A 26,777-nucleotide genomic window follows, 5' to 3' on the forward strand; every position below is an offset into this window, starting at 1 on the left:
TAATGAGATTTTATATCCTTTACATTAAAATCTCACTATTATGCAGCTTTGTATTATTGCTGTCTACAATGATCATGGCCCAAGAGCAAAAGATAGCCGATAGTCTTACAGTAATTTATAAGAAAGGAAATCTCAATAAAATGGATAAATTCGAGTTATTGAGAAACCTTTCTTTTAATGAAATAAATGATTTGGATTTATCTCTGCGCTATGCCGATGAACTTATTGCACTTTCTTCGGCCGAAAACAATTATTTGTACCTTCATAGGGGATATTATCAAAAAGGAAACAAACATCGTCTGGCAGGAGACTTAAACAAATCATTAGCTGCTTTCTTTAAAAGTGCAACAGCTGCCACTAAAGCAAAATATACGGTAGGCGAAGGAGTTAGTTATTCTGCAATCGCAGATGTATATTCTGTTATGGGGAATGCCAAAAATGCCGAACTCTATTATACCAAAGCGATTGCCTTATTACGAACTACCGATAATGCTATAGCTTTAGCTTCTGCATTACTAAATGCAGGTGATGACTCTTTTAGAAATAAAAAGTACGATAAAGCCTTAGTATATTTTAACGAATCTGGTGCGCTATTCAAAAAAGCAGACTACTTGATTGGTACCGCCTATAATTTAGGAAACATAGGTAAGGTTTATGCTGAGCAAGGTAGAGATAAATTAGCAATGATAAATATAACCGAAGCCATCAATATGCTTGAAGTGTACCAAGATTATTACGGCATTTCGGATTATCTGATTAATATTGCTGAAATCTATTCAAAACGGAACGATTGGCCAACGGCAGTCCATTATGCAAAAAGAAGTTTAGAATTAGCTCAAAAATACGGATTGAAAGAACAAGTTAGTGTTTCGAATCTTAAACTATCGGAACTCTATGAAAAAGTGGGTAACACCTCACAATCATTAAAATATTATAAAGATCATATTACCTACCGCGATAGTGTTACGAATCTAAAAGCAGTACAGCAGATGGCTGATTTAAGGACAAACTTTGAAGTATCCAAAAAACAAGTACAGGTCGACCTCCTCAAAAAAGACCAAGAGATACAACATTTAAAAACCAAGAGACAAAGAAATTTAATCTATGCTATTGGCTTTTCTAGTTTTTTAATTATGCTGTTAGCCATAGGGTTATACCGTAGATATAAATTTATAAAAGAAACAAAAGTCATCATTGAAGAAGAGAAAAAACGTTCAGATACTCTATTATTAAACATCCTACCAGAAGAAACGGCACACGAACTAAAACAAAACGGTAGAGTTGAAGCCAAGAAGTTTGAATCAGTTACCGTTCTTTTTACTGATTTTAAAAGCTTTACGCAATATGCCAACATTTTATCTCCAGAAAAATTAGTAGAAAGTATCGATTATTATTTCTCGAAATTTGATGTGATAATGGAGAAATATGGTTTAGAAAAAATAAAAACGGTAGGTGATTCTTATATGTGTGCAGGAGGTTTACCGTTTCCGACGAAAGACCATGCACAGAAAATGATTTTCGCAGCCCTAGAAATAAATGATTTTGTAAAAACTTCTTTAACTGATAATTCAAATTGTCAAACCCGTTTTGAAATACGTATAGGTATTAATTCGGGACCAGTAGTAGCAGGAGTTGTAGGTAGCAAGAAATTTTCCTACGACATTTGGGGCGATACCGTAAACATTGCTTCGAGGATGGAGTCTAACTCTGAAGAAGGAAGAATAAACGTTTCTGAGAATACGTATGCCTTGATAAAAGATAGTTTTGCCTGTGAGTATCGAGGTGAAATTGAAGTAAAAAATATTGGCAGAATGAAAATGTATTTTGTGAATGAAATTAGAAATATTTGAATTTATTGAAATTTGGAACAATCGAAAAAGAAGCTATTCTGCTTCAAATTACAAAAAAAACACAAGAATTTAATATTCAAATTAATTACAAAAATGGTATTATAACTAATAGTGCAGTTTTTGTTTTGATAGCAGGTACAATCTATTAGATTTTGATGGTGCATAAGAACTGCAACGGAGTGGAAGCGGGGATACGCCGAAAAAATAGTCATAAAAAAATCCGATTGATGTACACCAATCGGATTTCTATATTTATTGAGATGAGATTACTTCGTTCCAATATTTACCGGAACTAGCAACGAAGATCTACAAGTGAATCACTTCGCCATAAGCGTCAGCAACTGCTTCCATTACCGCTTCACTCATTGTAGGGTGAGGGTGAATTGCTTTTAGGATTTCATGTCCTGTAGTTTCCAGTTTACGAGCTACAACTGCCTCAGCAATCATATCAGTAACTCCAGCGCCTATCATGTGACATCCTAACCATTCACCATATTTGGCATCAAAAATTACTTTTACAAATCCGTCTGGTGTTCCAGAAGCTTTTGCTTTTCCTGATGCTGAGAATGGGAATTTACCAACTTTTAATTCGTATCCTTTTTCTATAGCTTGTTTTTCAGTTAAACCTACCGAAGCAATTTCAGGAGTAGCATAAGTACAACCCGGTACGTTTCCGTAATCGATAGGTTCTACATGCATTCCTGCAATTTTTTCCACACAGTTGATTCCTTCAGCAGAAGCTACGTGAGCTAATGCTTGTCCAGGCGTAACATCACCAATGGCATAGTATCCAGGAATGTTTGTTGCGTTGTATGCGTTTACAAGAATTTTATCTCTGTCAGTAGCGATTCCTACTTCTTCCAGTCCGATGTTTTCAATGTTAGTTTTAATTCCAACAGCTGAAAGTAAAATGTCTGCTTCTAGGATTACTTCTCCTTTGGCCGTTTTTACAAATGCTTTTACACCTGCTCCAGTAGTATCAATTTTTTCAACAGAAGAGTTGGTCATGATTTTTACTCCAGATTTTTTCATAGAACGTTCCATTTGTTTCGAAATGTCTTCGTCTTCAACAGGAACAATATTTGGCATGAATTCAACAATAGTTACCTCAGTACCCATTGAATTGTAAAAATGTGCAAATTCTACTCCTATCGCTCCAGAACCTACGATGATCATTGATTTTGGTTGGGTTGGTAAAGTCATTGCTTGACGGTAACCAATCACTTTTACGCCATCTTGTGGCAAGCTTGGCAACTCACGAGAGCGAGCTCCAGTAGCAATGATAATATGGTCTGCACTATATTCTGTAACTTTATTGTCTTTGTCAGTAACATCAACTTTTTTTCCTGGTTTTAGTTTTCCAAAACCATTAATTACGTCAATTTTATTTTTTTTCATCAAGAATTGAACTCCTTTGCTCATGTCTGAAGCAACAGTTCTACTGCGTTGTACTACAGCAGGGAAATCTTTATCAAATGATGAAACAGTCAATCCATAATCAGAAGCATGTTTTAGATAATCAAAAACCTGAGCTGATTTTAATAATGCTTTGGTTGGGATACAACCCCAGTTCAAACAAACGCCACCTAAGCTTTCTTTTTCAATTACGGCTACTTTAAAACCTAATTGGGATGCTCTAATGGCAGTAACGTATCCGCCTGGTCCACTTCCTAAAACAATGATATCGTATTTCATTTTATAAGTTTTTCTAAATTAATTTGAATTGCGAATTTAAGAATTTATTCTGTTTTGGGAAAGATTCCGACTAACAAAGTTTTAAAGATTGAAAAAGTGGGGTTTAGGAGAGTGTTTGGGAAAAGAGTAGTGGGGTAAAAGTAGGGGGTAAGTGATAAATTTACCTTTAAGCTCATAAAATTTTTAAATCATATAAGTCATATAAGTTTTAGAAAAGTCCTTTGCAGAGTAGTATATAAGTATGATTCTGCACTGCTTATTAGTTTTAAAAAGATCCGTGAGAATCCGTTTCATCCGAGTTATCCGCGTTCTATTTTGAAGTTATAACTTAATTAGGCCTAAGTTATATGTGGGTAGACTTTTTTAAACACATAGAAACATAGATTTTAGGTATTGTTACGAAGATATTTAATTCCTCATAGTATTACATAGAAGCCTAGTTTTAATACAATGATTGATTAATCAAAAAGGTTTAAAACACACCTCACGGTTTATTCTCGATCGTTATAGAAGAAAAAAAATAGAACCTTTGCGATAACTTTGTGTTTTTTACGGTTAAAAAATTAATTAGCTACCGAAAACTGAGAATCATATAGGTTCTTATAGTACCCATTTTCTTTGTTGATTAATTCCTGATGCGTTCCTTGTTCTACAATCAATCCCTTATCCATCACTACAATTTTATCAGCATTGATAATGGTTGCCAGTCTGTGGGCAATTACAATTGAGGTTCTTCCTGTTGTGATTGTTTCAGTGGCACGTTGAATTAATTCTTCAGAATACGTATCAATCGACGAAGTCGCTTCATCTAGAATAAGAATGCTCGGATTACTCACATAAGCTCTTAAAAAAGCAATCAATTGACGTTGTCCAGAAGACAACATTACACCGCGTTCTTTTACATCAAAATCATAATTATCCGGTAAACTCATTATAAAGTTATGCACCCCAATTTCCTGGGCTGCAGCCAAAACATCTTCTCTCGTAATTTCAGGATTGTTCAACGTAATATTGTTGAAAATAGTATCGGCAAATAAGAATACATCTTGCAATACTACCGCAATTTGCTTGCGGAGCGAACCTAAAGTGTAGTTTTCAATGTTCTCATTATCGATGCAAATGGTACCGCTGTTAATTTCATAAAAACGGTTTAGTAAATTGATAATAGTAGATTTTCCAGCGCCTGTAGAACCTACAATAGCGACAGTTTCTCCCGCTTTGACATTCAAATCAATTCCTTTTATTACTTCTTCATCAGGAATGTAGCTAAAATGGACATCTTTGAACTGAATATTTCCTAGAAATAAAGGAGCTTCAACAGTTCCTGTATCTTGAATCTGATCTTCGGTATCGATAATGGCAAAAACACGATTTGCGGCAATCATTCCTAGTTGCATCTCATTGAATTTATCAGCAATCTGGCGTAATGGATTAAACAACATCCCTATGAACATCGTGTACGAAAACAAATCTCCAAAAGTGGTAAAATTATCCCCATTCAGAATCTTGATTCCACCATAAAAGATAATAAAACCAAGAGTTAACGAGGAAATAATATCGGCAATGGGAAAGAAAATCGAGTTATAAAGGATTGTTTTTATCCAAGCTTTTTTATGTTTATCATTTATTTCTTTGAATTTGTCGGCTTCAATTTCTTCCCTGTTGAACAGTTGTACAATCTTCATTCCCGTTACGCGTTCTTGTACGAAGGAATTCATGTTTGAAATTTGGTTTCGCACATCCTCAAAAGCCACTTGCATCTTACGTTGAAATATTCTCGTGATAAATACTAAAACAGGCATCGCAACAATCACAATCCAAGTCAGTTTCCAGTTCATGTAAAACATGAAAAACAGCACAACCACCATTTTCATTAAGTCACTGATAATCATAAACAAACCCTGACTGAAAATACGCGCGATTGATTCGATATCCGATACAGATCGTGTTACCAGTTGACCAACCGGTACCAAATCAAAATATTTCATTCTGAAACTTAATATGTGTTTGAATAATTTGATTCTAATGTCTTTTACGATGTCCTGACCCAACCAGTTCGCCCAAAAAACAAAGTAAAACTGGGAGAAAACTTCGAGCAAAAGCACAATACCCATTAAGGTGATGTAGTATAATAAGCCTTTGGCATCCTCAGTTTGTATGTATCCGTCTACGGTTTGCTTCAGTAAATACGGGCGCAACGCAGCAAATACTGATAAGGAGATGGCAAACACAATTACGCCGTTAAAACGCCATTGATATGGTTTGGTGTATTGTAATATTCGTTTGAATAATCGGGTGTCGAATGCTTTTGCTTTCATGTTTTTTAAGCTGAATTTCTTTCAGTTTTTATTTAGAGCTATTTCCTGCTATTCATTTCAATCTTTATATTTTTAAAGAAAAAACATAAAGGATTTTCATTGCTATCAGGGCTAACTTATTTCGTGTTCCTAATTAATAGATGGTTTTTTAATGCCATTTATTTTATAAATAATCGTATTCTATTTCAGTCAAATACAAACCATGCGCCGGTACTGAAAACCCAGCTTTATCTCTATTCTTATTTAGTATGATGGTATTAAAATCATCAAGTGTAATCTTATGTAATCCTACATTAACAAGTGTTCCCACGATAGAACGCACCATATTTCTCAAAAAACGATTGGCCGAAATCGTAAATACAAGTTGGCTCCCTTTCTGTTTCCAATTAGCTTCAAAAATCGTGCAATCAAAGGTGTTTACGTCCGTGTTTACTTTAGAGAAACATTGAAAATCAATATGATTAAACAATAATTTTGCTGCTTTATTCATCAAGGCAACATCTAATTTTTGATAAAAGTACCAACTTTGTTCTTGCAAAAATGGATCCTTAAAAGTGTTGATGTGGTATTCATAAGTTCTCTTTAAAGCATCAAAACGAGCATGGGCTTCGTCTAGAACGGCAATAATATCGTAAACCGCAATATCTTTTGGTAAAAAAGAATTGAGTTTATGAACTAAACTCGGAATATCAAAAGGGGTTTCAAAATCAAAATGAGCATACATTTCCTTGGCATGAACACCAGTATCTGTTCGTCCGGCTCCCATAATACTGATTTCTGAGTTGAGCAATGTAGAAATAGCCTTGTTCATCGTTTCTTGAACTGACGCCGCGTTCGGTTGGTATTGCCAGCCGTGATATAGGGTTCCATTATATGCTAATTTTATAAAATACCTCATTTGAACTTTCAGATTTCCCCACTATACTTCAGAATCATATGGCGCTGAAGGAAACCGTGTTTACACATTTAAAGATGCAAAGATACTTATTTAATTTTTTTCAAGTAGAGGCAAAGTCATATTGTTTTTTGAAGAAAAACTTATTTTTTATTTGGAATTGGAATGTCTAATTTTACCAAGATTTATAGCCCAGATGGAAGCGATATCCTTTTTATTTTTTTTCTTTCAAAAAATAAAAAGATACAAGCGGATAGCTGGATTAGCTCCTGAAAATTAAAAATCAAAGTGCACAAAAGCCTAAAAAAACATATACAATTTTGAGTAAAAAAATCCTTTTGCTTTCTGATACACACAGTCACATTGATGATACCATATTGAAATATGTCGCTCAGGCTGACGAAGTTTGGCATGCGGGTGATATTGGCGATTTAACCGTGACTGATACTTTAAAGAAACTAAAGCCGTTGCGCGCGGTTTATGGGAACATTGATGATGCCAAAGCACGTTTGGAGTTTCCTTTGCACAACCGTTTTATGTGCGAAGGGGTCGATGTATGGATTACGCATATCGGGGGTTATCCTGGGAAATACAATCCCGCCATAAAAGCGGAGATGGCTGCAAATCCACCCAAATTATTTATTTGTGGGCATTCGCATATTTTGAAGGTGATGTTCGACAAAAAATATAATTTGTTGCATATGAATCCGGGAGCCTGCGGGAAAAGTGGGTTTCATCAGGTACGTACCATGCTGCGCTTTGTAATTGAGGGCGACAAAATAAAAGACTTGGAAATTATTGAAATTGAAAAGCGAGTATAACTAGGCCGTATATAAAATAGGTACTTTAATATGTATAGATGTTCCAGAATTTAGCTTGGACTGTATCACTATTTCGCCTTTCATATTGTTTATTCTGGCACGTATTTGATTCAGTCCAAAACCTTCTATAGCATAGTATTCATTGGTGTCAAAGCCTGTTCCATTATCCCAAACTTGAATCAGTAATTTATCTTTTACTTCCTGTAAACTAAGTGTTGTGTTTTTGGCACCACTGTGTTTAATAACGTTATTGAGTAGCTCCGTTACTATAAAGTACATTTTCATTTCAAATTCATTATTATAGCGTGTTTTTTCATCGATTGTGCTTGAGTATTCGAATTTTAGATGGGAATTTGAGTTTTTCTCGCACAAATCATTAAGCGCATAAAATAAGCCGAAACGCGCCAAAAGTGCAGGTAGCAGTTCATGTGATAAATCACGTACCTTATCATGTGCTCGTTTTAAGATGGCTTTTGTCTTTGCTATTTCTTCTGATTCGATATTATTCTTCGAACTAAACACGCTTAAATGTAAACCAGCCGATGAAAGTAAAGCACTTATGTTGTCATGCAAGAAATTAGCTATTTTTTTTCGTTCTAGCTCTTGACCATCGATAGTCGCATTGATAATATTTTCCTGAATTTTACTTTGGATGTCGTTGAGTTTGTTTTTTTGCTTCAGTTTTGTGTTCTGAAAGAAAAAGTAGAAAAGAATTATAATTATTAGAAGCAAGGAGATAATAATGATACTAATTTGTTTGTTTTTGGACTGTTTTTCCAAAAGTACCTGTTGTTTTGTTTTGTATTTTGTTTCGATATTATCAATCTCTCTTTTATACTCATCTAATTCCAAATTAATTCCGATAACATTGATTTTCTTAAGCTTTTCTTCATAATTGAGTTCTGTAGTGAGAGTATTATAAATGGCTAAATTTTGGTACGCTTTTTTAAAGTTGCCATTTTTTAATAAAAACTTAGAGTATTCTTGATGTGTAAATGATAGATCTGATTTTTCATTTCCTTTATTTCCCAGTAAGATGGCGTTTTCAAAGTATGAAGTTGCTTTTTCAGGTTGATTTTTAAAGTCATAATACATTCCATTAAGCATGTTTAAGGCAACAATTGTTGATTCATCACCAAATTTCGGATGGTATTTATTGACAAAATTCAGATAAGGTATGCCTTTGTTAAAATCACCAATGTCAAAATAAGCCCAAGTTATATTAAGTTTTGTAAAAACAATCTGGACTGAATCCTTGTTTTTTTTGCTATAATCAAGTGACTTTTTATAATATTGAATTCCTTTTTCATATTGTTTTTTATCAAAACAGTAGATGTTTCCTAAATTGTTGTAGAGCCAGTTTTTTAATTCACTGTTATTTGTTCTGTCAGCATATACAAGTCCTTTTTGGTAGTAGAAAAAAGCTTTGTCAAATTCACTCAATTCGTCGAAATTAGCGGCAATCGTATTATAAGATGTTGCGATGCTATTGTCATCTTTTATAGCTATTGCTAATTTTAAAGCAGTTCTTGATTTTATTAAAGATTTTTCAAATTTACCAGCTTTCATTAGGACGGTAGCTTCATTTGTCATTTCTTTTATTTCTTCTTTGGACGGAATTTTGTTTTGAGAAAATAGGGAATTGCAAAAAAGAGTTAGAGATAAAAAAATCAACAAAAATCTGATTTTAAACATAGAAGGGATAGTGTTTGTTAAAGTTCTTTTGTGATATAAAGTGAATGTTTAGGAACGATTTGTTGCTGAAATGCAATTGTGTTTTATATCTTTATGATTTAATTAATTTGTTTTTAATAGCAAATTTAACCAAGCTGATGGTGTTCTTTGCTTTTAGCTTTTTCATTATATTTTTGCGGTGCGTTTCTACGGTATTAGTGCTGATAAACAATTTTTCACTTATCTCTTTTCCGCTATGTTCTAATGCAATCAGAGTAATGATTTCAACCTCTCTCCCAGTCAAGATGGAATCTATTGTTGCGTTTTCCTTGTTTAATTTTGAGTTGTCTTTTGTAGCAGAATTAAATATTTTCTCTCTCACAGACTTACAAAAATATTCTTCTCCATTTGCGACCGCTTGAATAGCTTCCGCAATATTCTCTCCCGCACATTGTTTTGTCAAATAACCACTCGCTCCTAATTTCATGACTTCCTTGATAATCTTTAAGTCATCATAACTGGAAAGGATGATCACTTTGCAGGGATAGCCTTTTTTAGCAAACTCTTTTATTACTTCTATTCCGTCTTTTTTTGGCATACTAATGTCCAGAATAAGAATATTTGCTTGATTATTTGTTACTTCATCATAAAGGGTGCTTCCGTCTAAAGAGAACCCGATTACTTCAAAATTAGAGACTGTATTTAATAACGTGCGCATACCATCTATTAGTACTTGATGATCATCTGCCAGGTGTATTCGTATTTTATCTATCATGCTGTAAAAGATTACATCAAAAATAGGAAAAAAAAGCATAATAGTTTATTTAAACCGTTTTATTTATTGAATTATTCTTAGCTATAGGCACAAAAAAACCCGAATTTACATCCGGGTTTTCTTCGCATAATAAACTAATGTTATGGGTTTACCTCAATCTGTCCACAGATTTTACAAGATCTTCATCCTTTTTGATGGCTTTATTAGCTAAAACTAATAATACGATAGCAACAATAGGTAGAAACATCCCAATACCTTTCTCAGAAACAAGAACTGTTTCTCCAGATATATTTAGTGAACGATATACAAATAATCCCAATAAAATTAAATTTAAAATTATATTCAATCTGCCAATAACAAATTGATTCTGTCTTTTTTTATAGGAAACAATACTCACTACGGCAAGTGTCGTGCTTAAACCCAAAAGTATAACATAAAACTGATTTTGCACAAAAAAATATTCTTTTCCATCGTTCATAGTCCATAATGGAAATAAAAAAGGCAATATTCCGGTCACTACAAAAGCAAGAAATAAATATATCGTTTGAATTCTTTGTATCATTTGGTTAAATTTGTTTGACAAAAATATATTTTCTTTTTTGAAAATACTATTGTATCATTAAATTTTATTCGTATTATTGCAGAAGAGTACCGTAAGCACTTCATACTGCGGTCAATTCATAATAATATAGTTACTACCTATCTTTTTAGTATTATCCAATTTAATTAAACCAATAGAACATTCATGTTTGATATTTCTGCATTAAAAGAAATGAAGCTTTCTGAGCTTCAAGCTATAGCTAAAGCAGCTAAAACTATAAAGTTTAACGGTGTTAAAAAAGAAACCTTAATTGGTCAGATTTTAGAGCAGCAAACGACTAGAGTTGAGCCAATTTTAGATTTAAAAATAGAATCTGTTGTCGAAGACGATAAGCCTAAAAGAGCCCGTATCGTTCCTCTGAAAAAGGCAGCCATTCAAAAAGCAAAAGTAATTCCTACTAATAGTGAAGATACTCTAGTAGATACAGATCTTCAAGCTAAGATAGATGTTCCTTCAGAAGTGCGCTCTCAAGTTGAAGCTATGAATGAAACGAAATCACTTGACGAGTCTTCAGTGCCAGAAAAAAAAGTAGGTAAGATTATTAAGTTTAATAAATCAGCCTACGAAAAGAAAATTGCTTTAAAAAAGGATAAAGAAGAAGCAAAGGAATTAAATAAGGAAACTGAAGAGGTTGCTGCGAATGATGCTTCTGAAATGCAAGAAATAGTAGCGCCGGTAAAGAAAGCAAATCCAAATCAATTAAATAAGCAAAATCAAAACCCGAATTTTAAAAGTAAGAAAAGTAACTTTAGGGATTCTGATTTTGAATTTGATGGAATAATAGAAAGTGAAGGTGTTCTTGAAATGATGGCCGATGGCTATGGTTTCTTACGTTCTTCAGATTATAATTATTTAGCATCACCAGATGATATTTATTTATCAACATCTCAAATTAGATTATTCGGACTTAAAACCGGAGATACAGTTAAAGGCGTGGTGCGTCCTCCGAAAGAAGGAGAAAAGTTTTTTCCGTTAGTAAAAGTGTTAAAAATAAACGGACACGACCCTCAGGTTGTTCGTGATAGAGTTTCATTCGAACATTTAACACCTGTTTTTCCATCAGAAAAATTTAATTTGGCAGAAAGACAAAGTACTATTTCAACTCGAATTATTGATTTGTTTTCTCCAATAGGAAAAGGACAGCGTGGTATGATTGTCGCACAGCCAAAAACAGGTAAAACCATGTTGTTGAAAGAAATTGCTAACGCAATTGCTGCTAATCATCCAGAGGTTTATCTTATTGTTTTACTAATAGATGAACGTCCAGAAGAAGTTACAGACATGCAACGTAGTGTGCGTGGAGAAGTTATTGCTTCTACTTTTGATAGAGAACCTCAAGAACACGTTAAGATTGCTAATATAGTGCTTGAAAAAGCAAAACGATTAGTAGAATGTGGTCATGATGTAGTGATTCTTTTAGATTCTATTACGAGATTGGCTAGAGCATACAACACAGTACAACCTGCATCAGGTAAAGTATTGAGTGGGGGTGTAGATGCTAATGCACTACAAAAACCAAAACGATTCTTTGGAGCTGCCCGTAATGTTGAAAATGGGGGGTCTTTGAGTATTATTGCCACTGCATTAACGGAGACTGGTTCGAAAATGGATGAAGTTATTTTTGAAGAATTCAAAGGTACCGGTAATATGGAATTACAATTGGATAGAAAAATTGCTAATAAACGTATCTTCCCTGCAATTGACTTGACATCTTCTAGTACAAGACGTGATGATTTATTATTAGATCAAAAAACCTTACAGAGAATGTGGATCATGAGAAAATACCTTGCAGATATGAATCCTGTTGAAGCCATGAGTTTTATAAATGATCGTTTCAGACAAACTAAAAACAATGAAGAGTTTTTAATCTCGATGAACGATTAAACTAGAGAAAACAGATTAGTTTATTTTCAAACATAAAAAATCCTCGAACGTAGACAGCTACTGTTTCGAGGATTTTTGTTTTAGATTATTTTCAAATAAAAAACGCCTTCAATTTGAAGACGTTTTGTGTATATAAGTGATAGCTATTATTGTTTTGCTTCTGCTATTTCTTTTGCCGCTTTTACTTCTTTAGGTTTCAAAACTTCTTCTTTTCTTTCTAAAAGAGCCATGTAAAAACCATCAAAACCAGATTCTGAAGCCAGAATTTTTTGATCTTTAATAAAGTTGAATTCTTTACCGATATCAGTAGTTAAAAACTTAGCTATTTGCTCTTGATTTTCAGAAGGTAATATAGAACAGGTTGCATATACCAGTTTTCCTCCTGGTTTTACAATTTTAGAATAACTCTCTAAAACTTCTGACTGTATCTTACGGATATTGTCAATAAATTCAGGTTGCAATTTCCATTTAGCATCAGGGTTTCTCTTAAGAACTCCAAGTCCACTGCAAGGAGCGTCAATCAATACACGATCTGCTCTTTGATGTAACTTCTTGATTACTTTCGTGCTGTCAATGATACGATATTCAATATTAAAAGCGCCATCACGTTTTGCTCTTATTTTTAATTGCTTTAATTTACTTTCGTATAAATCCATTGCTATCAGTTGCCCTTTGTTTTCCATTAGAGCAGCAATATGTAATGTTTTTCCACCTGCACCAGCACATGTGTCTACGATGCGCATTCCCGGTTTTACATCAAGGAAAGCCGCCACAAGTTGCGAGTTAGCATCTTGAACTTCAAAGAATCCTTTCTTGAAAGCGTCTGTCATAAAAACATTTGCTCTTTCTTTAAGGACTAACGCATCAGGCTGGTCTTTTAGCAAATCAGTATCAATATCTAAGTCCATTAAGATGGCTCTTAATTCCGATTTAGTAGTTTTTAGCGTATTAACTCTCAGAATAACTTTAGCAGGTTGGTTTTGAGCTGTAATTTCTTTAGACCAAACTTTTTCACCTAATTCTTTTACTCCTAATTCGTCCATCCAATCTGGAATAGATTCTTTAATGGCTCTCACTTTTGATAATTCATCAAAGCGACCTTTTATTTTTCTTTCTGGTGTTCCTTCTAGTTGACGCCAATCAGGAATTGGATATCCTCTTAATACAGCCCATACTGAAAACATTCTCCAAATATTATCTCTGTCAAAAGGTGCCTTTACTTCTGCAATTTCAGCATATAATCTTTTCCATCGTACTACTTCATAGATGGTTTCGGCAACAAATTTTCTATCAGAGCTTCCCCAACGTTTGTCTTTTTTTAAGGCTCTTGCAACCACTTTATCTGCATACTCCCCTTCGTTAAATATTGCATTTAGGGAATCAATGGTGGTATAAACTAAATTTCTGTGTAATCTCATTTTAAATAATTGAGGTGCAAAGGTACTATTAATTGGTCGAAAGTTAAATTTTAAATAATGAATGTTGGTTTTATATTTTTTTTAAACAAAAAACACTGCTATTAGAGCAGTGTTTTTGAAAAATTTAAAAGGTAATAGTTACTTAATTCTTGTTAAACCAATATTTTCAGGAGCGTGGAGAACCATAGGGAATTGTTCTATTTTTACAGAACTACTGTCAAGTCCAAAGGCTCTTTCTTCTGACAAACTTAATTTCTTAATAAAGAAATAAGAGTTCATTATTATTTTTTCATGCCATCTTAAATCACTGTCGTTTGAAAGGAATTTTTCAGACAATACAAATTTAAAGTCACCTATTATATTGTTTTTGCTTAAAGATTCATATCGGCTGGTAATATCTACCTCTCCTTTTTTTACCATATCCCTGATTACTTCCCTGAACATCAAGTTTATTTTAGTAGGTTCTCTAAATCCTAAATTAAAGTCGACGCGATATAAATCATCCTTAATGATTTCAGTTACTTTATATTCGGTTTTATAAGGTTCTGCTAATATGTTTACATGAACAAACCAATAAATATCAGCTCTTTTTGGTCGTTTTTGCAAAATAGAATACATCACTTTTTCTTCAATCTCATCGGCTCTCCCTGCATTAGTCATGTAAACCAAGTGGGTTGCGTATTTAGGAATTGAAAGGTCAGCGCCTAACTCTGTCAATACTTTTTTATAATCTTCAATTTTTACAATTTTGGTGTAACTCTTGTTAATTTTCTTCGCTAAATACCAGATGGTCATAATTGAGATTAAAGCGAGGGCAATAATTAAGGTTACATAACCGCCTTCTGCAAATTTTGTAATATTCGCCACTAGAAAACTGAATTCGATTAATAGGTAAGTTGTGATTATGGGTATTATAATGTATAATTTCACCCTTTTCATGATTAAGTAGAAATTCAGTAAAATAGTGGTCATTATCATGCACAAGATTATGGCCAGACCGTAAGCATGTTCCATGTTTCCTGATTCTTCAAAATGCAAAACTATACCAACACACCCAAAAAACAACAACCAGTTTATTGATGGTATGTACAATTGTCCTTTAAGTTCCGTAGGGTATTTTATTTTGACTTTTGGCCAAAAATTTAATCGCATGGCTTCATTTATCAATGTAAATGAGCCACTAATAAGTGCTTGAGAGGCGATAACTGCAGCTAGTGTAGCAATTACAATTCCTATCGGTTGAAACCAGTCAGCCATTATTAGATAGAATGGATTACCATTTGGCCCTCCTAAGCTGGTCAAGGTTTCCCCTTCGTGATGTATCAAATAGGCGGCTTGTCCAAAATAATTTAATACCAATGTGATTTTTACAAAAATCCAACTGATTCGAATATTTTTTCTTCCGCAGTGTCCCATATCAGAATATAATGCTTCAGCACCTGTTGTACACAGAAATACAAACCCCAGGACAAAGAAACCATCTGGATGTATCGATAATAAATGATAGGCGTAGTAAGGGTTAAATGCTTTGAAAACTTCAGGATGTTTTGTAATTTGTATCAAACCAAGAATTCCAAGCATACTAAACCAGATAAGCATCATGGGAGCAAAAAACTTCCCTACTAATTTAGTGCCAAATTGTTGAATAGTAAACAGAACGAATAGGATTCCTATAACGATAGGAATTGTGTTTATCTGGGGGTAATAAGTTCTAATTCCTTCTACTGCAGAGGAAACAGAAATAGGTGGAGTTATGATACCATCTGCAAGTAGTGCACTACCACCAATTATGGCGGGAACGATTAACCACTTTATCTTTGTTTTTTTGACTAAAGCATATAAAGCAAAGATGCCGCCTTCTCCATGATTATCTGCACTTAAAGTAATAATTACGTACTTTATGGTAGTTTGTAAGGTAAGGGTCCAGAAAACTGCTGAAATTCCTCCTAAAACAATATCTGCACTAATAATACTTTCACCAAGTATAGCTTTCATTACATATAAAGGGGATGTTCCAATGTCGCCATATATTATTCCCAATGTAATCAATAATCCGCCTAACGATAATTTTGAATGTAAGTTTTTATGCGATGTGCTCATGTATTATTTTTAAAAAACTCGTCAAATTTACTCTTTTTAAATAAATTAGGCCTGTTTAATATAAAAAAAGAGATAAAAAAAACACGACCATTGGGTCGTGTTTAAAATCACTATACTTAACTGTTTTTAGGATCTTCTATTGTTTCCTCTGGAAGAATTATCTCTACCTGATTCAGTTCGCTGTGCAGCACTCTTTTGAGAATCTCCTCTTTGATTTTGAGTTCTTTGAGGAGCACTTTCTCGAGGAGTGTTTGCTCTGTTTTGAGAATCGTCTCTTTGCGTTTGCGCTCTTTGTGGTGCACTTTCTCTAGGTTGATTAACTCTGTTTTGAGCGTTGCTTCTTTCCGAATCATTTCTTTGTGGAGCAGATTCTCTAGAAGAATTATTTCTGTTCTTAGAATCGTTTCTTTGCGTTTCAGTTCTTTGTTGGGCATTTTCTCTTGAAGGATTTGATCTGTTTTGAGAATAGTCTCTTTGTGTTTCAGTTCTTTGTGAAGCATTTTCTCTTGAAGGCGTACTTTTGTTTTGAGAATAGTCTCTTTGATTTCCCGCTCTTTGTGGGGCACTTTCTCTCGTAGAACTAGTTCTATTTTGATTAGTGTTTCTTCGAGATTCAAGCGCTCTCGATGATTGGTTTCTATTTTGAGAATAACCCGCTTCGTTTCTTGATCCCGTAGTGCGATTACCTCTTCTTTGCTCTAATTCATAACGATTTGAAACATTTGCGTTTCTTCTTGAAAAATTATTATTAGGATATTGTCTTTCATAGCCATTAGAGCGTCTTGAATTGTAAATTACTACAGCTTGATTACTTCTTCTGTAATTCACATAATTATAGTTGTTATTAATGTTTAAGCTAACTTGGATATTATTTCGATACCTATATACTGGGAATGGATTCCAGGCATAATAGTATGACGGATAATAATTCCAATACCAATTTGAAACATAAGGTCTGTAACTATAAGACCAAAATGAAGCATAAATAATGGGAGTTCTATAATATACGGGCTCGTAGATATAGTTTGGACCATACATATATTCATTACCTACAACTTGTAGATGCACCTTATTGTATCTGTCTTTTTCGATTTCGATTGTTGCCACATCTTGGTAAACATCTCGGTCAAGTACAGATTGTATTATAACAACATGAGTTCGGTTGTCAACAGTTTCTATAACTCGTAAGTAATCTACTTCATTATCGTTATTTAAATCTAAATTTGATATTTGGAGCTCAGGGTCATTTAATTGTCTTTCAAATTCTTGTAGATTTCTTGAATCTCCAAAAATATCAGCAACGACTCTCAAATCTAAATTATCGCTAATTTCATTGTTCATCGCACTAACTCTGTTTCTATCTTGCGCTTGCACTATAAAAACTGAGGTCATCAGGCTTAATAATAATAGTTTAGTTTTCATAGTATGTGTATTTATTTCTAACAAAATTGGATATCCAATTACTGTGCCAATTAATTTTTAGTCCATTTGGTATTACTATATTAAATTGTAAATTAGCTTTAAATAAAAAGATTAAAATGAGAAATATTTTTTTAATAGCAGTATCTGTTATTTTTTTAAATTCATGTAAAACAGTAGTTTACACGAAATCAAGTGTCGATACAATTGTTTTTAAAACGGTAAAGATAGACACGCTGTTTCAAGACAATATCAGTATTAGAGCCATTACAGCTGATGGAAATATAATTTGGTATGCAGCGAATAATTCAAAATTTGGTTTTTTTGATTTAGATAAAAACGAAAAATTTGAAAGTAAAATCAATTTGGATTCGCTAAAATTAGAATTTAGAAGTATTGCTCAAACCACAAAAAATATCTTTTTGTTGAGTGTTGCTAATCCGGGTTTGCTTTATAAAGTTGCCAAGGAGGATTTAAAAACTACTTTAGTGTATCAAGAAAACAATGAAAAGGTTTTTTACGATAGCATGAAATTTTGGAATAAAAACGAAGGAATAGCAATGGGCGATCCTATAGAAGATTGTCTTTCGATTATAATAACGAGAGATGGTGGAAATTCATGGAATAAAATTTCATCAGCTAAACTGCCTAAAATTGTTGATGGAGAGGCTGCTTTTGCCGCAAGCAATACTAACATAGTGATAAAAGGAAACGATACGTGGATCGTTTCCGGAGGTAAAAAAGCCAGAGTATTCTATTCTTCTGATAAAGGGAATAGCTGGGAAGTATATAATACCCCAATCGTACAAGGAAAAGCTATGGCGGGGATTTTTACGGCCGACTTCTATGATGCTAAAAGAGGATTTATCGCAGGAGGGGATTATGAGGTACTGAATCAAAATTTCGGAAACAAAGCCATGACTGAGGATGGAGGAAAAACCTGGGAACTCATAGCTGAAAATCAAGGATTTGGATATGCTTCTTGTATACAATACATTCCGGATAGTCATGGAAAATCATTAGTAAGCGTAGGTGCATCTGGTCTTTATTACTCGTATGACAGCGGGAATACATGGAAACAACTGGCTTCTGATCCGAATTTGTTTACCATTCGATTTTTAGACAACCATACTGCAATTGCTGCTGGTAAAAATAAAATGATTCAGATTCATTTTCTAAAATAAAACCCTATTCTATGCTATGATTCATGGAGTAGGGTTTTTAGATGTTTTAACGCGATATTGTATTATTTTTTTGAACTTCTGTATTGATGCAATAATTTTCTAGTGAAACCTTCTTCAGATTTTCTAAGTTTTATAATTTTTACTGCAGGTAGTACTGCTTTTAGATCCTTGGTGAATTTTTTTCGTAATAAGAATAATTCCTCATCTGCGCTTTCAATTTGGTTAAGCAATGTACTTGCTTCTTTTTCACTCATGTCATCTAAAGCACTATCATTCATTCGGCTTTTAAAATCTCTCATTTTTTGATACCTAATATCAAATTGTTTATCATCAAACGTATTGTAGATAGGCCAAAACTTTTGGGCTTCACGAGTTGTTAAGTCTAATTCGGTAGTCAAAAAAGCCACTTTTAGTGCTTTAATTTGCTCTTTTTTGTCCTTCATTCCAGAGTGTTGTGCGTAAAAACTAAAGGAAGTCAATAAAAGAAGTATTGGGATAATTTTTTTGATGTTCATTGTTTATGATTTTTTATTATACTTTTTTACAAGAATTATTCCATTATAAGATGCTCTAAATTAGCATTGCTCACTAATATATCTTCAATAGTAGCATCTTCTAAAGCAATGGTAGTGTTGATATTATTAATTTCATCAGTCTCCAAACCATTAATTAGATCGTATTGATTTATATTGGATTGGTAACTTAAATAACTTTCCAAGGTGGCTGTGTCTATTTCTTTACTATTTACATTAACAGTACTAGTGTACAATACAGGAACAAGTAGTGCTATAATTAAAACAGCGGCAACCATCATGAATATCTTTTTATTTTTTTGAAAAAGAGAAATTACCTTTGGTTCATTTTCAGGTAATTTATGCATTAGCTTTTCTGAAAAATTTTCAAAGTAATGCTCTGGAATTTTAAATCCAGACTCAATTTTCGGCTCGTTTTCTAATTTAAATGCTTTCATAACGTGTATTGGACTTAATTTTAGACAAAAGGTTTAATTTGAGGTTACAAATGCTTCTATTTTTTTTACGGCATGATGATAGGAAGCTTTCAATGCACCCACTGAAGTACCTAATATTTCTGATATTTCTTCGTACTTTAATTCTTCAAAATATTTCATTTTAAAAACCAACTGCTGTTTTTCTGGAAGGGCGACAATCGCTTTTTGAAGCTTTATTTGGATTTCATTTCCATCAAAATAGCTGTCAGATTTAAGATTGTCAATTGTTTTATTTTGTAATGTTTCAGATGTGATTCCTCCCTTTTTTGCCTTTTGGTTTAAAAACGTAAGTGCTTCGTTTGTAGCGATGCGGTACATCCAAGAAAAGAGCTTGCTCTCTCTTTTAAAATTTTTTAAATTTTGAAAGATTTTAATAAATGTATTTTGCAAGACATCGTCAGTATCATCATGATTCAAAACAAGATTTCGAATATGATTGTACAAAGGTCTTTGATAGGTTGACAAGAGTTTTTGGAACGCTTCGTTTTGCGTTTTGGGGTTTAATAACTGTTGTATAAATTCCTCTTCTTCCTGCAAAGTTTTATTTTATTGAATTAGATAGGATTTTATGAAATAGGTTTAATCACAAACTAAAAAAAAATTAAAATTCTGATGGTTCTTCTTCATTAGTTTTATTTACAGGTGTTTTTTTTGTTTCCGCTGGTTTTACTAAAGGTTTCACAGTAGGACTTACCGCAGGTTTCGTAACAGGTTTCACAGTAGGTGTACTAATTTTTGCTGGCGCACTGGATCTGTCTGGTGTTGGTTCTGGAGTGAGAATATTCGTTTGGACTGGAGTTTGGATATACGTCTTTACGGGTATAATTTTCGGTAATAGCGGAATGTAAACTTCAGTTACCCATTTAGAAGGATCTTTTATATCAGTTTTTCCAATCGAATACGTTTCGATATGTGAAATTTTAGGATCTTTAGTTAATTGGTTTTTATTAATAAACTCCAGCGACTTTTCATATCCATTATTGATATGTGAATAGTCGCCAGTTAGAGTTGTTTCAGCCCCTTCAGATGCTTCCAGTTTTCCAGAAACGATATCACTTCCGTAACTAATGAATATTTCGTTTTTTATAGGTAGACAAATCGAAATTTTTGCCATTCCTTTTAATGTATTATAAGTATGATAAATTACAAATGCTTTACCATCTGTTGCAATATTATTCTCCTCGCAAAAAGCAACTAAAGTAGGAATTACTACTTTGGTGTTTTTATTAATTTTTGATAGTTCGCTTGTAAAAGTTTGGGCTAAATAAAAGGTTTGCGGTTTTTTCACGAGTCCTTTCACTTTTACTGAAAAGGTATTTATTTCATAATCGAGAGATTTATCTAAATTAGCTAAACTTTTTTCATAAATCGTTCCAATTACCTTATCGACTCCACCATTTAAAGCAGTGTAGACTTTAGAAAGAAAATTCATCTCTCCAGTAGTTTTCCATGTAACCTTCGTACCGCCAACGGTATCTTTAAAACTCCAAAAAACAGAGGAAGTTGTTCCATTAAAAATCATTTTTTGAGAGATACTATCGTTTTCTTTTACAAAAAGAGTTTGCATTTCACCAGCTCCGTCTTTTCCTTCCCAAGAATAGGAAGCGCCTTTACCAATAGTTAGTTCTGGATATAGCACTTTCATTTCTGGATCTTCAATAGTCCAAGAACCAAAGTTAGCCCAATTTCTATAATCATTCACGTAGTTAAAAACGGCTGATTTTGGTGAATTGATGATTTTGCTTCTTTCGATTGTGAAATCGCCTTTTTGTGTTGCAACAAAGATGGACAAAGCAACCAAACTAAGTAAAAGTAATAGAAAAATATATTTTAAAATCCGCATGATAGATTAATTGTTTTCAGCTGTAAAGTTAGAATTTTTATTAATATGTAAGACGAATCATAAAAATATTATCGAGAAGGAACTTTATATATTAAAAGAGTAGTTTTTTGAAATTTTCACTTAATTGTACTACTTGTTTGTTTCGTTTTGTTCTCGAAGCATAATAAGCACTGATTTTTATATTTTCCTCAAAGAATATGTATATTTGACAAGTTATAATTTTTTAAACTTCTAAAAATCATTAATAATGAAATTATTTAAAACCGCAGGTATTTTTCTGACTCTAGCAGTTTCGGTTGTTTGTAATGCACAAAAAGTGGAAACAACAACAGTAAAAGAGTCACAAAATGAGCCTTTCGATTATCTTGTGGAGCAATTTGCAGATATTAAAGTGTTGCGTTATCAAATTCCGGGTTGGGAAGATCTTACACTAAAAGAACAGAAATTGGTTTATTACCTTACACAAGCTGGAACTTCAGGGCGTGATATTATGTGGGATCAACATTATAAATACAACCTAAAGATCAGAACCGCATTAGAGCATATCTATCAAAATTACAAGGGTGATAAAACGACCGCAGATTGGAAAAATTTTGAAACCTATCTAAAGAGAGTTTGGTTTTCAAATGGAATTCACCACCATTATTCAAGCGATAAAATCAAACCTGATTTTTCAAAGGATTATCTTGATATTGTCTTGAAAGCCACTAATACTGAATTAGCACCTGCTATAGTTGCCGTTATTTTTAATGATGCAGATGCTAAAAGAGTTAATCTAGATGAATCAAAAGGGTTATTAGAAGGTTCGGCTATTAATTTTTATGATAAAGGAATCTCACTAAAAGAAGCAGAAAATTTTTATGCTAAAAAAGTGAGTCCAGATCCAACTAAACCTTATTCTTATGGATTAAATTCTAAATTAGTTCGCAATTCTAAAGGACAATTGGAAGAAAAAATATGGAAATCTGACGGAATGTACAGTGATGCAATCAAAAAGATTATCTTTTGGTTGGAAAAAGCAAAAAGTGTAGCTGAAAACAAAAAACAAGGAGATGCTTTAGGTCTATTAATCAAGTACTACAAAACGGGTAGTTTAAAAATTTGGGACGATTATAATATTGCCTGGTTATCAGCTACCGAAGGGAATATTGATTATATCAATGGATTCATTGAGGTGTATAATGATCCTTTAGGATACAGAGGTTCTTATGAAGGGATTGTACAAATTAAGGATTTTGATATGTCCAAAAAAATGGAAAAAGTTGCTAAAAATGCACAGTGGTTTGAAGACAATTCTCCCTTAATGGAACAACATAAAAAGAAAAATGTGGTTGGGGTTTCTTATAAAACAGTGATCGTAGCAGGAGAATCTGGAGACGCTTCACCAAGTACACCGATTGGAGTAAACCTTCCAAATGCGGACTGGATTCGTGCAGAGCATGGTTCTAAATCAGTTTCTTTAGGAAATATTATTGATGCTTATTCTAAAGCTGCCGGAAAAGGAAAATTAGAAGAATTTGCAAATGATGAAGAGGAAATCGCTTTGGCCAGAAAATATGGAGAAATTGGGGATAAATTGCATACCGCATTACACGAAGTGGTAGGGCATGCTTCAGGACAAATTAATCCTGGTGTAGGAACTCCTCGTGAAACTTTAAAAAGTTATGCTTCAACTCTAGAAGAGGGAAGAGCTGACTTAGTGGGGTTGTTTTATTTGTACGATGCTAAAATTCAAGAATTAGGTTTGGTTGACGATTGGAAAAAAACCGGAATGGAGTCTTATGACAGTTACATAAGAAATGGTTTAATGACTCAATTAGTGCGTTTAGACTTAGGTGCAGATATTGAAGAGTCCCACATGAGAAATCGCCAATGGGTTAGTGCTTGGGCATTCGAAAAAGGAAAGAATGACAATGTAATTGAAAAAATTACCCGTGATGGAAAAACGTATTTCAATATTACAGATTATGAGAAGTTGCATGATTTGTTCGGACAATTATTACGCGAGGTGCAACGTATAAAATCAGAAGGAGATTATACTGCGGGTAAGGATTTAGTTGAAAATTACGGTGTAAAAGTAGACCAAAAGATACATGCGGAAGTATTGGAACGTAACAAAAAGTTTCCTTCAGCTCCTTATAGTGGTTTTGTAAATCCAGTATTGGTTCCTAATTTAGATTCAAAAGGAAATATTATTTCTATTGAAGTAAAACAACCAAAAACTTTTGCAGAACAAATGTTGAACTATTCTAAAGATTTTGGCTTTTTACCGCATGAAAATTAGAATTAATTGAATATAAAAAATGCCCACTGAGAAGCGGGCATTTTTTGTTTTAATAAGTGAGTTTAGCGTTTAAAATAAACTTTTATTACAAATAGAATCCCAATAAAAACGAGGAAACCTATTAATATCTTGTAATTTCCTTTGTAAAATTCTTTATGAATTTTTATATCTTTCCGGTAAGCAAAAATCATTGCAATAACAAAAGCAACAAAAAAGCAGACTGCGAATATCAATTGTTCTTTACTAAACATAGTATAAATTATTTTTGGCAAATTTAGTCAATTGTTTAAGATTAGTTGCTAATTTGCAATCTCATTTAATCATTTATTATTATGCAAAAGCAAATCGACTCAGTCAAAGAATTTCATACCGCATTTAAAATAGGGCATAGTGAAACTCCAATTGCCAATTTAGGAGAGAGTAAGAACACGCTACGGTATCATTTAATGAAGGAAGAAAATGAAGAATACCTAGAGGCGGTTCAAAATAACGATTTAGTTGAGATAGCCGATGCTTTGGGCGATATGATGTATATCCTTTGTGGGACCATAATTGAACATGGATTACAGCATAAAATAGAAGCTGTTTTCGATGAAATTCAACGCAGTAATATGAGTAAATTAGATGAGTCAGGCAATCCCATCTATCGTGAGGACGGAAAAGTAATGAAAGGGCCTAATTATTTTAAACCCGATTTTTCCAAAATATTGTGTGAGTAACGACGTTCAGATTACCATTTTATAGCGGCTAATTCTACAGTTTACACAAAGTGTTTTTCAATACACTAAAAAAAATAAAAAAGCGATTCCCAAATTTGGAAATCGCTTTTTTATTTAAGACAGTACCCGCTAAAGTATCGGGACTGAAATCTATACTTTTACAGTCCAACCAAATGTATCTTCAGCTAGTTTGTGTTGTATGTTCGTTAATCTATCTTTCAATTGTGTTGCATATGAATTTTCAATTTTTGGTAATTCATAATATACATCTTGATAAGAGAATCCTATAATAGGATTAACTACGGCAGCAGTACCAGCACCAAATATTTCTTTTAGCGCACCATTTTTCGATGCTTCAACAAGTTCTGAAACTAAAACAGGGCGAACTTCAACAGCAATACCTTCTTTTTTAGCCATATCAATCAGACTTTTTCTAGTAATACCATCTAGGATTCTTTCACTTGTAGGGGCAGTAAATAAAGTGTCATTTATTCTGAAAAACACATTCATTGTACCTGCTTCTTCTAGTTTTGTGTGTGTTGCATCATCAGTCCAAATTACCTGTTGGAAACCTGCGGCATTTGCTAGGCTAGTTGGGTAAAATTGTGCAGCATAATTACCTGCAGCTTTCGCAGCTCCAATTCCACCATTTGCTGCTCTACTGAAATGCTCTGCAATCAATACTTTTACTTCTCCTGAATAATAAGATTTTGCTGGAGATAGGATAATCATAAATTTGTAATCATCAGAAGGGTTTGCAATAACTCCTTTACCAGTAGCTATCATAAAGGGTCTGATGTATAATGTATTTCCTTTTCCTTTTTTTATCCAAGCTTTATCTAGTTTTAGTAATTCATTTAGACCATCCATGAAGACATCCTCAGGAACTTCTGGCATTGCCATTCGTACCGCTGAATTATTGAATCGTTTGTAGTTTTCATCAGGTCTAAAAAGCCAAACGTCATCACTTTCATCTTTATAAGCTTTCATCCCTTCAAAAATGGCTTGACCATAATGAAAAACTCTAGCTGAAGGATCTAACAAAAATGGCGCATAAGGTTTAATGACCGGTTTTTGCCATTCTCCATTTTTAAAGTCACATTCGAGCATATGATCAGTAAATACCGATCCAAAGCTTAAATTTTCAAAATCTACTTCATTAATTTTTGAAGTCGCTGCTTTGATGATATCAATTTTGTTAGTGTGAGTTGTGCTCATAATATTATGTTTTTTTTATTTTAGTGTTGTAAATAATGTAATCAGTTAGTTAGAACATATTTTTTATGCGAATTAAACTTTAATTCATGCAAAATTAAATAAAAATCAACGAAATTCTTATGAAAACGTCATTAATTATAGCTTTTAATTGTGATTTATTTACAGTTATTAAAATCAAATAAAAAGCTTGGCTTTTCTGTCGAATTTACAATAAATGGGGTTTTTTGAGCGTACTATAACGGATTTTATTAAATTTGACGAAATACAAGAAGTATAAAATTAGTAATGCCTCCAAAAACAGTATTTTGAAAAGAGAAATTATACAGACGCTTGATGGTTCAACGACCATACAAATTAAGGAATGGGATGAATGCTATCATTCTAAGCACGGTGCGATACAGGAAGCCCAACATGTTTTTATAAAAAACGGACTTTCATTATTTCAAAACAAACAAATTTCAATTTTAGAAATTGGTTTCGGTACTGGGTTGAATGCCTTTATTACCTTTTTGGAAGGGAAGAAAATGAATCAATCAATCGATTATGTAGGAGTAGAAGCCTATCCTATAGCTGCAGACGAACTGGCTGCTATGAATTATGTTGAAGAATTAAATGCCACGGATGACAAAGATGTTTTTGAAAAAATGCATCAATGCAATTGGGGAGACAAGGAAATTTTTGGAAATGATTTTTCATTAACCAAAAGGAAACAGTTATTTGAAGAAATTGATGATGTGGAGCGATTCGATCTAATTTATTTTGATGCTTTTGGCTATCGTGTACAGCCAGATTTGTGGAGCACTGCCATATTCAAAAAAATGTTCGATGCGCTTAAAGACAATGGGGTCTTGGTTACTTATGCGGCACGCGGTGTGGTGAAAAGGAGTATGATTGAAGTGGGTTTTACAGTAGAAAAACTGGCAGGACCTCCAGGTAAAAGAGAAATGTTTCGTGCAAGAAAGTTGGCATGATTTTGAATTGAATTGAAGTTTTATTTTTATAATTTTTTCAGCAGGTTGAAATAATAATCAAAATTACACGTTAAATTTACAAGCAATAAATATAAAAAA

General features: G+C 33.2%; 22 protein-coding genes. 7 read left to right on the top strand and 15 right to left on the bottom strand.

Annotated features, from left to right (window positions below):
- Window positions 1-2 precede the first annotated feature (2 nt).
- A complete protein-coding gene (locus AC4PRO_RS00900; protein ID WP_492115946.1) occupies window positions 3-1,850 on the top strand; it encodes an adenylate/guanylate cyclase domain-containing protein in 1,848 nt (615 codons plus the stop codon).
- Window positions 1,851-2,156: 306 nt separating this feature from the next.
- On the opposite strand, the gene lpdA is transcribed toward AC4PRO_RS00900, so the two are convergent.
- From lpdA to truA, 3 genes are all read right to left on the bottom strand, one after another.
- The gene (lpdA, locus tag AC4PRO_RS00905; RefSeq protein ID WP_074723077.1) at window positions 2,157-3,545 is read right to left on the bottom strand and encodes a dihydrolipoyl dehydrogenase; all 1,389 of its coding nucleotides are present in this window, start codon (window positions 3,543-3,545) and stop codon (window positions 2,157-2,159) included.
- Between the two features lie 563 nt (window positions 3,546-4,108).
- On the bottom strand, window positions 4,109-5,863 hold the full coding sequence (locus AC4PRO_RS00910; RefSeq protein WP_074723076.1) for an ABC transporter ATP-binding protein: 1,755 nt from the start codon (window positions 5,861-5,863) through the stop codon (window positions 4,109-4,111).
- Between the two features lie 163 nt (window positions 5,864-6,026).
- Window positions 6,027-6,761 carry a tRNA pseudouridine(38-40) synthase TruA gene (truA, locus tag AC4PRO_RS00915; protein WP_074723075.1) on the bottom strand — a complete coding sequence of 245 codons (735 nt, stop codon included), beginning with the start codon at window positions 6,759-6,761 and terminating at the stop codon, window positions 6,027-6,029.
- Window positions 6,762-7,078: 317 nt separating this feature from the next.
- Between truA and AC4PRO_RS00920 the strand changes: the two genes are divergently transcribed.
- Window positions 7,079-7,579, top strand: a complete 501-nt coding sequence (locus AC4PRO_RS00920) for a metallophosphoesterase family protein (protein ID WP_492115947.1) — start codon at window positions 7,079-7,081, stop codon at window positions 7,577-7,579.
- Here AC4PRO_RS00920 and AC4PRO_RS00925 read toward each other — a convergent pair whose 3' ends face one another.
- From AC4PRO_RS00925 to AC4PRO_RS00935, 3 genes are all read right to left on the bottom strand, one after another.
- A complete protein-coding gene (locus tag AC4PRO_RS00925; RefSeq protein ID WP_492115948.1) occupies window positions 7,580-9,172 on the bottom strand; it encodes a tetratricopeptide repeat-containing sensor histidine kinase in 1,593 nt (530 codons plus the stop codon).
- A 193-nt stretch (window positions 9,173-9,365) separates the two neighbouring features.
- On the bottom strand, window positions 9,366-10,028 hold the full coding sequence (locus tag AC4PRO_RS00930; RefSeq protein WP_492115949.1) for a response regulator: 663 nt from the start codon (window positions 10,026-10,028) through the stop codon (window positions 9,366-9,368).
- 148 nt (window positions 10,029-10,176) lie between these two features.
- Window positions 10,177-10,590, bottom strand: coding sequence for a DUF4293 domain-containing protein (locus AC4PRO_RS00935; RefSeq protein WP_074723072.1), 414 nt, complete (start codon window positions 10,588-10,590; stop codon window positions 10,177-10,179).
- A 183-nt stretch (window positions 10,591-10,773) separates the two neighbouring features.
- Between AC4PRO_RS00935 and rho the strand changes: the two genes are divergently transcribed.
- Entirely contained in the window at window positions 10,774-12,513 is a 1,740-nt protein-coding gene (rho, locus tag AC4PRO_RS00940) for a transcription termination factor Rho (RefSeq protein ID WP_074723071.1), read from the top strand.
- Window positions 12,514-12,659: 146 nt separating this feature from the next.
- On the opposite strand, the gene AC4PRO_RS00945 is transcribed toward rho, so the two are convergent.
- The 3 genes from AC4PRO_RS00945 to AC4PRO_RS00955 all read right to left on the bottom strand — a co-directional run bounded on the left by AC4PRO_RS00945 (window position 12,660) and on the right by AC4PRO_RS00955 (window position 17,453).
- Window positions 12,660-13,931 (bottom strand): RsmB/NOP family class I SAM-dependent RNA methyltransferase, encoded by a 1,272-nt coding sequence (locus AC4PRO_RS00945; RefSeq protein WP_492115950.1) that lies wholly within the window; start codon window positions 13,929-13,931, stop codon window positions 12,660-12,662.
- Window positions 13,932-14,069: 138 nt separating this feature from the next.
- Window positions 14,070-16,031 (bottom strand): KUP/HAK/KT family potassium transporter, encoded by a 1,962-nt coding sequence (locus AC4PRO_RS00950; protein ID WP_492115951.1) that lies wholly within the window; start codon window positions 16,029-16,031, stop codon window positions 14,070-14,072.
- 126 nt (window positions 16,032-16,157) lie between these two features.
- Window positions 16,158-17,453: a hypothetical protein gene (locus AC4PRO_RS00955; protein ID WP_492115952.1), complete on the bottom strand. Its 1,296-nt coding sequence runs from the start codon at window positions 17,451-17,453 to the stop codon at window positions 16,158-16,160.
- Window positions 17,454-17,569: 116 nt separating this feature from the next.
- On the opposite strand from AC4PRO_RS00955, the gene AC4PRO_RS00960 reads away from it, so the two are divergent.
- Window positions 17,570-18,634, top strand: coding sequence for a WD40/YVTN/BNR-like repeat-containing protein (locus tag AC4PRO_RS00960; RefSeq protein WP_492115953.1), 1,065 nt, complete (start codon window positions 17,570-17,572; stop codon window positions 18,632-18,634).
- A 62-nt stretch (window positions 18,635-18,696) separates the two neighbouring features.
- On the opposite strand, the gene AC4PRO_RS00965 is transcribed toward AC4PRO_RS00960, so the two are convergent.
- From AC4PRO_RS00965 to AC4PRO_RS00980, 4 genes are all read right to left on the bottom strand, one after another.
- Window positions 18,697-19,149: a sensor of ECF-type sigma factor gene (locus AC4PRO_RS00965; RefSeq protein ID WP_074723067.1), complete on the bottom strand. Its 453-nt coding sequence runs from the start codon at window positions 19,147-19,149 to the stop codon at window positions 18,697-18,699.
- 35 nt (window positions 19,150-19,184) lie between these two features.
- Window positions 19,185-19,604 (bottom strand): hypothetical protein, encoded by a 420-nt coding sequence (locus tag AC4PRO_RS00970; protein WP_074723066.1) that lies wholly within the window; start codon window positions 19,602-19,604, stop codon window positions 19,185-19,187.
- Between the two features lie 33 nt (window positions 19,605-19,637).
- Window positions 19,638-20,180: an RNA polymerase sigma factor gene (locus tag AC4PRO_RS00975; protein WP_492115954.1), complete on the bottom strand. Its 543-nt coding sequence runs from the start codon at window positions 20,178-20,180 to the stop codon at window positions 19,638-19,640.
- A 64-nt stretch (window positions 20,181-20,244) separates the two neighbouring features.
- Complete coding sequence (locus AC4PRO_RS00980) at window positions 20,245-21,486, bottom strand: SRPBCC family protein (RefSeq protein ID WP_492115955.1); 1,242 nt, start codon at window positions 21,484-21,486, stop codon at window positions 20,245-20,247.
- Between the two features lie 247 nt (window positions 21,487-21,733).
- Between AC4PRO_RS00980 and AC4PRO_RS00985 the strand changes: the two genes are divergently transcribed.
- The gene (locus AC4PRO_RS00985) at window positions 21,734-23,770 is read left to right on the top strand and encodes a dipeptidyl-peptidase 3 family protein (protein WP_492115956.1); all 2,037 of its coding nucleotides are present in this window, start codon (window positions 21,734-21,736) and stop codon (window positions 23,768-23,770) included.
- Between the two features lie 62 nt (window positions 23,771-23,832).
- Here AC4PRO_RS00985 and AC4PRO_RS00990 read toward each other — a convergent pair whose 3' ends face one another.
- Window positions 23,833-24,021, bottom strand: coding sequence for a hypothetical protein (locus tag AC4PRO_RS00990; RefSeq protein WP_074723062.1), 189 nt, complete (start codon window positions 24,019-24,021; stop codon window positions 23,833-23,835).
- A gap of 81 nt (window positions 24,022-24,102) precedes the next feature.
- Here AC4PRO_RS00990 and AC4PRO_RS00995 point away from each other — a divergent pair, with 81 nt between their 5' ends.
- A complete protein-coding gene (locus tag AC4PRO_RS00995) occupies window positions 24,103-24,489 on the top strand; it encodes a pyrophosphohydrolase domain-containing protein (protein ID WP_074723061.1) in 387 nt (128 codons plus the stop codon).
- 150 nt (window positions 24,490-24,639) lie between these two features.
- On the opposite strand, the gene AC4PRO_RS01000 is transcribed toward AC4PRO_RS00995, so the two are convergent.
- Window positions 24,640-25,707 carry a branched-chain amino acid aminotransferase gene (locus AC4PRO_RS01000; protein ID WP_492115957.1) on the bottom strand — a complete coding sequence of 356 codons (1,068 nt, stop codon included), beginning with the start codon at window positions 25,705-25,707 and terminating at the stop codon, window positions 24,640-24,642.
- A 305-nt stretch (window positions 25,708-26,012) separates the two neighbouring features.
- Here AC4PRO_RS01000 and mnmC2 point away from each other — a divergent pair, with 305 nt between their 5' ends.
- On the top strand, window positions 26,013-26,678 hold the full coding sequence (gene mnmC2, locus AC4PRO_RS01005; protein ID WP_492115958.1) for a tRNA (5-methylaminomethyl-2-thiouridine)(34)-methyltransferase MnmC2: 666 nt from the start codon (window positions 26,013-26,015) through the stop codon (window positions 26,676-26,678).
- Window positions 26,679-26,777: the final 99 nt, after the last annotated feature.

The sequence above is a fragment of the Flavobacterium sp. DW-iso2 genome (assembly GCF_058725285.1).

Bases quoted from the DNA above. Each gene is read 5' to 3' on its own strand.
- AC4PRO_RS00910 (WP_074723076.1), bottom strand. From the start codon at position 5,863: ATGAAAGCAAAAGCATTCGACACCCGATTATTCAAACGAATATTACAA.
- AC4PRO_RS00990 (WP_074723062.1), bottom strand. From the start codon at position 24,021: ATGTTTAGTAAAGAACAATTGATATTCGCAGTCTGCTTTTTTGTTGCT.
- AC4PRO_RS00925 (WP_492115948.1), bottom strand. From the start codon at position 9,172: ATGACAAATGAAGCTACCGTCCTAATGAAAGCTGGTAAATTTGAAAAA.
- AC4PRO_RS01000 (WP_492115957.1), bottom strand. From the start codon at position 25,707: ATGAGCACAACTCACACTAACAAAATTGATATCATCAAAGCAGCGACT.
- AC4PRO_RS00980 (WP_492115955.1), bottom strand. From the start codon at position 21,486: ATGCGGATTTTAAAATATATTTTTCTATTACTTTTACTTAGTTTGGTT.
- AC4PRO_RS00930 (WP_492115949.1), bottom strand. From the start codon at position 10,028: ATGATAGATAAAATACGAATACACCTGGCAGATGATCATCAAGTACTA.
- AC4PRO_RS00945 (WP_492115950.1), bottom strand. From the start codon at position 13,931: ATGAGATTACACAGAAATTTAGTTTATACCACCATTGATTCCCTAAAT.
- AC4PRO_RS00995 (WP_074723061.1), top strand. From the start codon at position 24,103: ATGCAAAAGCAAATCGACTCAGTCAAAGAATTTCATACCGCATTTAAA.
- AC4PRO_RS00965 (WP_074723067.1), bottom strand. From the start codon at position 19,149: ATGAACATCAAAAAAATTATCCCAATACTTCTTTTATTGACTTCCTTT.
- AC4PRO_RS00970 (WP_074723066.1), bottom strand. From the start codon at position 19,604: ATGAAAGCATTTAAATTAGAAAACGAGCCGAAAATTGAGTCTGGATTT.
- AC4PRO_RS00985 (WP_492115956.1), top strand. From the start codon at position 21,734: ATGAAATTATTTAAAACCGCAGGTATTTTTCTGACTCTAGCAGTTTCG.
- truA (WP_074723075.1), bottom strand. From the start codon at position 6,761: ATGAGGTATTTTATAAAATTAGCATATAATGGAACCCTATATCACGGC.
- rho (WP_074723071.1), top strand. From the start codon at position 10,774: ATGTTTGATATTTCTGCATTAAAAGAAATGAAGCTTTCTGAGCTTCAA.
- AC4PRO_RS00960 (WP_492115953.1), top strand. From the start codon at position 17,570: ATGAGAAATATTTTTTTAATAGCAGTATCTGTTATTTTTTTAAATTCA.
- AC4PRO_RS00955 (WP_492115952.1), bottom strand. From the start codon at position 17,453: ATGAAAACTAAACTATTATTATTAAGCCTGATGACCTCAGTTTTTATA.
- AC4PRO_RS00900 (WP_492115946.1), top strand. From the start codon at position 3: ATGAGATTTTATATCCTTTACATTAAAATCTCACTATTATGCAGCTTT.
- AC4PRO_RS00950 (WP_492115951.1), bottom strand. From the start codon at position 16,031: ATGAGCACATCGCATAAAAACTTACATTCAAAATTATCGTTAGGCGGA.
- AC4PRO_RS00935 (WP_074723072.1), bottom strand. From the start codon at position 10,590: ATGATACAAAGAATTCAAACGATATATTTATTTCTTGCTTTTGTAGTG.
- lpdA (WP_074723077.1), bottom strand. From the start codon at position 3,545: ATGAAATACGATATCATTGTTTTAGGAAGTGGACCAGGCGGATACGTT.